Genomic DNA, 4,903 nt, shown 5'->3' with positions numbered 1-4,903 from the left:
CCTACTCAACTGTGCGGAGGTGGGACGACGAAATCGAATTCTAACGAATTACCGATTTCTGTCCCACTCTCTATTTTTCAATGATGACAGGACCATCTGGTGTCCCTACAATCACTTTTGAAATCATGTTCAAGAATAAACCGTGCTCTACGACGCCTACGGTGTGATCCAGTTCATTGGCCAGAGCTTCTGCATCCTCGATCACCTTGAGATCCAAGTCAATGATAAAGTTGCCTTGGTCGGTGACAAAACGTTGGTCATCCGCGATACGGAAAGCAGGATGGTAACCTTTTTGCTCAAAGTGACGGAAGAGATTTTCAGCTCCGTATTGCACTACTTCCACTGGAAGTTTGAAAGCCCCAAGAGTTGCGACTTGTTTGGATTCATCCACGATCCAAATGCAATCTTTTGAATTGGTTGCGACGATCTTTTCCATGAGGAGAGCCCCACCGCCCCCTTTAATCCCGTTTAATTGAGGATCCACTTCATCTGCGCCATCCACTGTCACATCGACCACTTCGACATCGTCGATAGCCTTGAGCGGGATGCCTAAACTTTCAGCCTGATCATAGGTCACACTCGACGTTGTGACAGCTGTGATCTGCAAGCCTTCTTCTTTGATGCGACGACCCAATTCAGCCACAAAATAATAAGCAGTTGACCCTGTACCGAGACCGACAATCATGCCGTCTTTGACAAACTCAGCCGCTTTAATTCCTACCTGTTCTTTTAGGTTTACCATCATAGACCTCCTTTTATATTCTATTACAGTATAGCATATTCTGAAAGAGATTTCACTAATTATTTGAAAACCTTTCCATCTTTTAGTTCTAAAAGCAAAACCTTGCCCGTCCGCTGACTTTACGATAGAATAGAGATGAATCTACAGGAAAAGAGAAATGACATGATTACTAAAGAATTTGATACCATTGCTGCCATCTCGACTCCTCTCGGTGAGGGGGCGATCGGGATCGTCCGCTTGAGCGGGACAGACAGCTTTGCCATTGCACAAAAGATCTTCAAGGGGAAAGATTTAAGCAAGGTAGCGAGCCACACGCTCAACTACGGTCATATCGTGGATCCAGATAAGGACGAGATTCTCGACGAAGTCATGGTGGGGGCCATGCGCTCGCCGAAAACCTTCACCCGTGAGGACATCATCGAGATCAATACCCACGGCGGGATTGCCGTAACCAATGAAATACTACAATTGGTCATCCGCGAAGGAGCTCGATTAGCTGAACCTGGTGAGTTTACCAAGCGGGCCTTTCTGAACGGTCGGGTCGATTTAACCCAGGCTGAGGCCGTCATGGATATTATTCGCGCCAAGACCGACAAGGCTATGAACATTGCAGTCAAACAGTTGGACGGTTCCCTGTCTGACCTCATCAACAACACGCGCCAAGAGATCCTCAATACCCTGGCCCAGGTCGAAGTCAATATCGACTATCCTGAGTACGATGATGTCGAAGAAGCAACCACTGAGATCATCCGTGAAAAGACCCGTGAATTTGAAGCCCTCTTGACCAACCTCCTCAAGACTGCCCGTCGCGGTAAGATCTTGCGTGAAGGGATCTCTACTGCTATCATCGGTCGACCAAACGTCGGCAAGTCCAGCCTCCTCAATAATCTTCTTCGCGAAGAAAAAGCTATCGTGACCGATATCGAAGGAACAACCCGTGACGTTATCGAAGAATACGTCAACATCAAAGGTGTTCCCCTCAAACTAGTCGATACGGCCGGAATCCGTGAGACCGAAGACATCGTTGAGCAAATTGGTGTCGAACGGTCGAAAAAAGCCCTCAAAGAAGCTGATTTGGTCCTCCTCGTCCTCAATGCTAGCGAACCCTTGACCGACCAAGATCGCCAACTCCTTGAAATCTCTCAAGATAGCAACCGCATCATTCTCCTCAATAAGGTCGATCTCCCAGAGAAGATCGAAATCGACCAACTGCCGGAAGATCATATCAAGATTTCCGTTCTGAAAAACCAAAACATCAATCAAATTGAAGACCGGATCAACGCCCTCTTCTTCGAAAATGCTGGGCTGGTTGAGCAAGATGCGACGTATCTTTCTAATGCTCGTCACATCTCTCTGATCGAGAAAGCTGTTGAAAGCCTGCAAGCGGTCAACGAAGGCTTGGCCCTCGGTATGCCGGTAGACCTGCTTCAAGTCGATCTCACCCGCACCTGGGAAATCCTCGGAGAAATCACAGGGGATGCTGCTCCAGATGAGCTCATCACCCAACTCTTCAGCCAGTTCTGTCTTGGAAAATAACAAAAAATGCGTATGTGTGCAAACATACGCATTTTTTTGTTTTATTTTGCTTGTTCTAATCGCTCGACGGTCTGATACGCTTGGTAGATCAGGAAGAGCCCAGTAGCATTCAAGACTGGAATCGCAATCGGCAACTCGGTCACGATTTGTGAGAAAGGTGAATTGCCAACAAAATGAAGTCCAAACCCAGCTACTAAATATCCCCAGCCTGCTAGAGCTAGATCCTTGCGTCCTCTGCTTGCTTGGACAATCAAGAAGAGCCCTAGCATAACAAGACCTGTGTAGACCCAGTGAGACATGGGTGCATTGGCCACACGACCAAGAATCCCTGACACCGTGTAAGAGAAACCTTCCGGCATATCCTGACGGATATAGGCAAAGTCCTCCACGATCTGGAAACCAAGACCAGAGGCAATCGCCAAGAGGAAGATCGACTTGATGCGACGGACGCTGAACAAATAGAGGACAAAGAAGATAGGGATCAACTTAAAGGGTTCCTCAAAGAGGGGCGCAGCGATGGCACTCTCGTACTGGTTCCAAAAGTCGCTATTTGGAGCGATCGCTTGAATCATATCATGGAAATAAGTATTGGCAAAGCTAGACAACCAACCGGCAACAAAGCCCCCACCTAATACAGAAAATAGAACCGGTACCCAAGACAACTTCCACTTCTTGGCAAAATGAAAGAGAGCCCAAACAGCAGGAAGTGCATAGACCAAAAGGATCAAGGTCGAAAGTCCCACAATCCCGTACTGGCTACCAGACATCCAACCTTCCGTCAGTGACTGGGTCTCATAGGCTAGGCCGATCGCTAGCAAGAGTAAATAGAGAAACAAAATCGATTTGCGTTTCATAAAAGACCTTTCTAAAGTGAAATGAAAAAGGCTGGAAGACCAGTCTTTTCCGTGTACTATCATTGTAACAGGATCATCTTAAAAAAACAATAAACTGAGCTCTCAAATTCAGCTCCTACTTCAATACTGCAAGAATCTGGCGAATCATGTCTGGATCCCCATCTGGCAATGTAACCGTTTCAGCATGGTCCAAGATCCCTTGGGTAAATTGCGTCATAAACTCTTCACTATTGAGTTCATCTGCAGACTGTTGCCAGTGGCTCGGTACAGGATAGATCGTCACTGTCCCATCACCGTTGGATGCATAAGTGATATTTCCTTCTGCTGAATAAGAACCAAACAGATGACGCACATCTTTTGGATAATCGACACCCAAGCCACCATTATAAATCTTTGTTCCAGCTGCACTATTTGAAATATTTAATTCTGATGGCACGTTCTTGATCACATAAGCCCAGACACGCGCAGCTTCGACCTGAGCATCGGTGTAGCCTGGATAATCATTCTGATCCGCCTTCTTCGAAGACTTGACCTCGCTATCCGATCGAGTATTCCACTTCTTGGCCTTACTCGTCTTTGTCGTACTACTGCTATCCTCTGTATCTGCTTGCTCCCGATCTTTGGGTTGCTCTTTCTTGCGATAGTAGAAATTGTCATCATCACCATAAGCCGGTGACTGACCCGCCCAGATCCGATCCTTGGACTTGTCTGAAGCATCGTCCTTGCCAGCTTTCTGACCTTTTGGAAGGAGCAAGAGACCGTAGCCTCCAACACCTGACTTGGCACTGACCGTCATCTCAGCAATCTGGTCCTTCTGCTTAAAGCTCGATGCATTGAGTTCAACATCCTCGCTAACCAAGCCCTTGTCATCAAAAACCAGCTCATTGCCACGACCATCGATCCAAGTCCCCTTGATACTCGAGTAGTCCTTATCCTTGATCGCTTTCAAGTCCATGCCGGACTGCTTCTTTTCCGAAGTGCTGGTCTGCTTGGTGTCCGAGCTCTTAGGCATTACCGTCCTATGAGGACGACCACACGAAGCCAAAACCAAAGCAGAAAGCACAAGCACAAAACCTTTTTTCATATCAATCTCCCTTCACACACCTACTATTTTAGAAAAATAAGAAAGGAGAGTCAATGGAAAAGTGGAGGGAGATTGTAATATAGAAACTGATATAAAACAATTCTGTTAGTTATCTAATTACCTAATTTTTTAGAGAATAAAAACATGCCAGTTTCCAAGTAGTTGATTTGTGCGATTGTACAGTTACTTAAATCTTAAGATTACAAAAACCTCAAATTCGTCAATTTTAGTTTTTGTACCTCTAAATTGTCAAATTAAGTTAGACTTTTCAAATAACTCAGAAAAACTTGGTAGGGAAATTGATAATACAATAATTTCCTAGGAATTCTATTTCTTGAGGCTGGGACAAAAGTCCTAGCCTCTCAATTGTTTTTGGATTGTTGAGCAAGACGCAGTGGTTGAGCGGGCTCTACTACGCTGATTTCATCAGCTTTTCCAGCCCTACTCAACTGTGCGGAGGTGGGACGACGAAATCGAATTCTAACGAATTACCGATTTCAGTCCCACTCCCATAATTTTGAGAAATATTCGTAAAATCCATTTGTTTAGGTAATCCATTTCGCCTTAATAAGCCATTAGAATGTTCATTGAGACCTCGTTGACCATGACATCCTGGATCCGCAAAGAAAATATCAATGCCATGTGCATTCGAAATAGATTTCCAATTAGATAATTCTTTCCCACAAT

Annotated in this window: 4 protein-coding genes and 1 pseudogene; 1 reads left to right on the top strand and 4 read right to left on the bottom strand. The window is 45.5% G+C overall.

Going from position 1 to position 4,903, the window contains the following annotated elements; translation table 11 throughout:
- Positions 1-70: 70 nt before the first annotated feature.
- Positions 71-742 (bottom strand): ribose-5-phosphate isomerase RpiA, encoded by a 672-nt coding sequence (gene rpiA, locus ADH92_RS04255; protein ID WP_049497341.1) that lies wholly within the window; start codon positions 740-742, stop codon positions 71-73.
- Positions 743-904: 162 nt separating this feature from the next.
- Between rpiA and mnmE the strand changes: the two genes are divergently transcribed.
- Positions 905-2,278 (top strand): tRNA uridine-5-carboxymethylaminomethyl(34) synthesis GTPase MnmE, encoded by a 1,374-nt coding sequence (gene mnmE, locus ADH92_RS04250; RefSeq protein ID WP_049497340.1) that lies wholly within the window; start codon positions 905-907, stop codon positions 2,276-2,278.
- 41 nt (positions 2,279-2,319) lie between these two features.
- Here mnmE and ADH92_RS04245 read toward each other — a convergent pair whose 3' ends face one another.
- From ADH92_RS04245 to ADH92_RS04235, 3 genes and pseudogenes are all read right to left on the bottom strand, one after another.
- The gene (locus ADH92_RS04245; RefSeq protein WP_049497339.1) at positions 2,320-3,132 is read right to left on the bottom strand and encodes a PrsW family glutamic-type intramembrane protease; all 813 of its coding nucleotides are present in this window, start codon (positions 3,130-3,132) and stop codon (positions 2,320-2,322) included.
- Positions 3,133-3,247: 115 nt separating this feature from the next.
- Positions 3,248-4,216 (bottom strand): DUF6287 domain-containing protein, encoded by a 969-nt coding sequence (locus ADH92_RS04240; protein ID WP_049497337.1) that lies wholly within the window; start codon positions 4,214-4,216, stop codon positions 3,248-3,250.
- A gap of 511 nt (positions 4,217-4,727) precedes the next feature.
- Positions 4,728-4,903 (bottom strand): annotated as a pseudogene (locus ADH92_RS04235) (IS30 family transposase); the annotation flags it as partial.

Source organism: Streptococcus parasanguinis (assembly GCF_001073155.1).
Classification (GTDB): domain Bacteria; phylum Bacillota; class Bacilli; order Lactobacillales; family Streptococcaceae; genus Streptococcus; species Streptococcus parasanguinis_D.
Note: the sequence above shows the minus strand (reverse complement) of the source record. Positions and strands in the feature narration are given on the sequence as shown.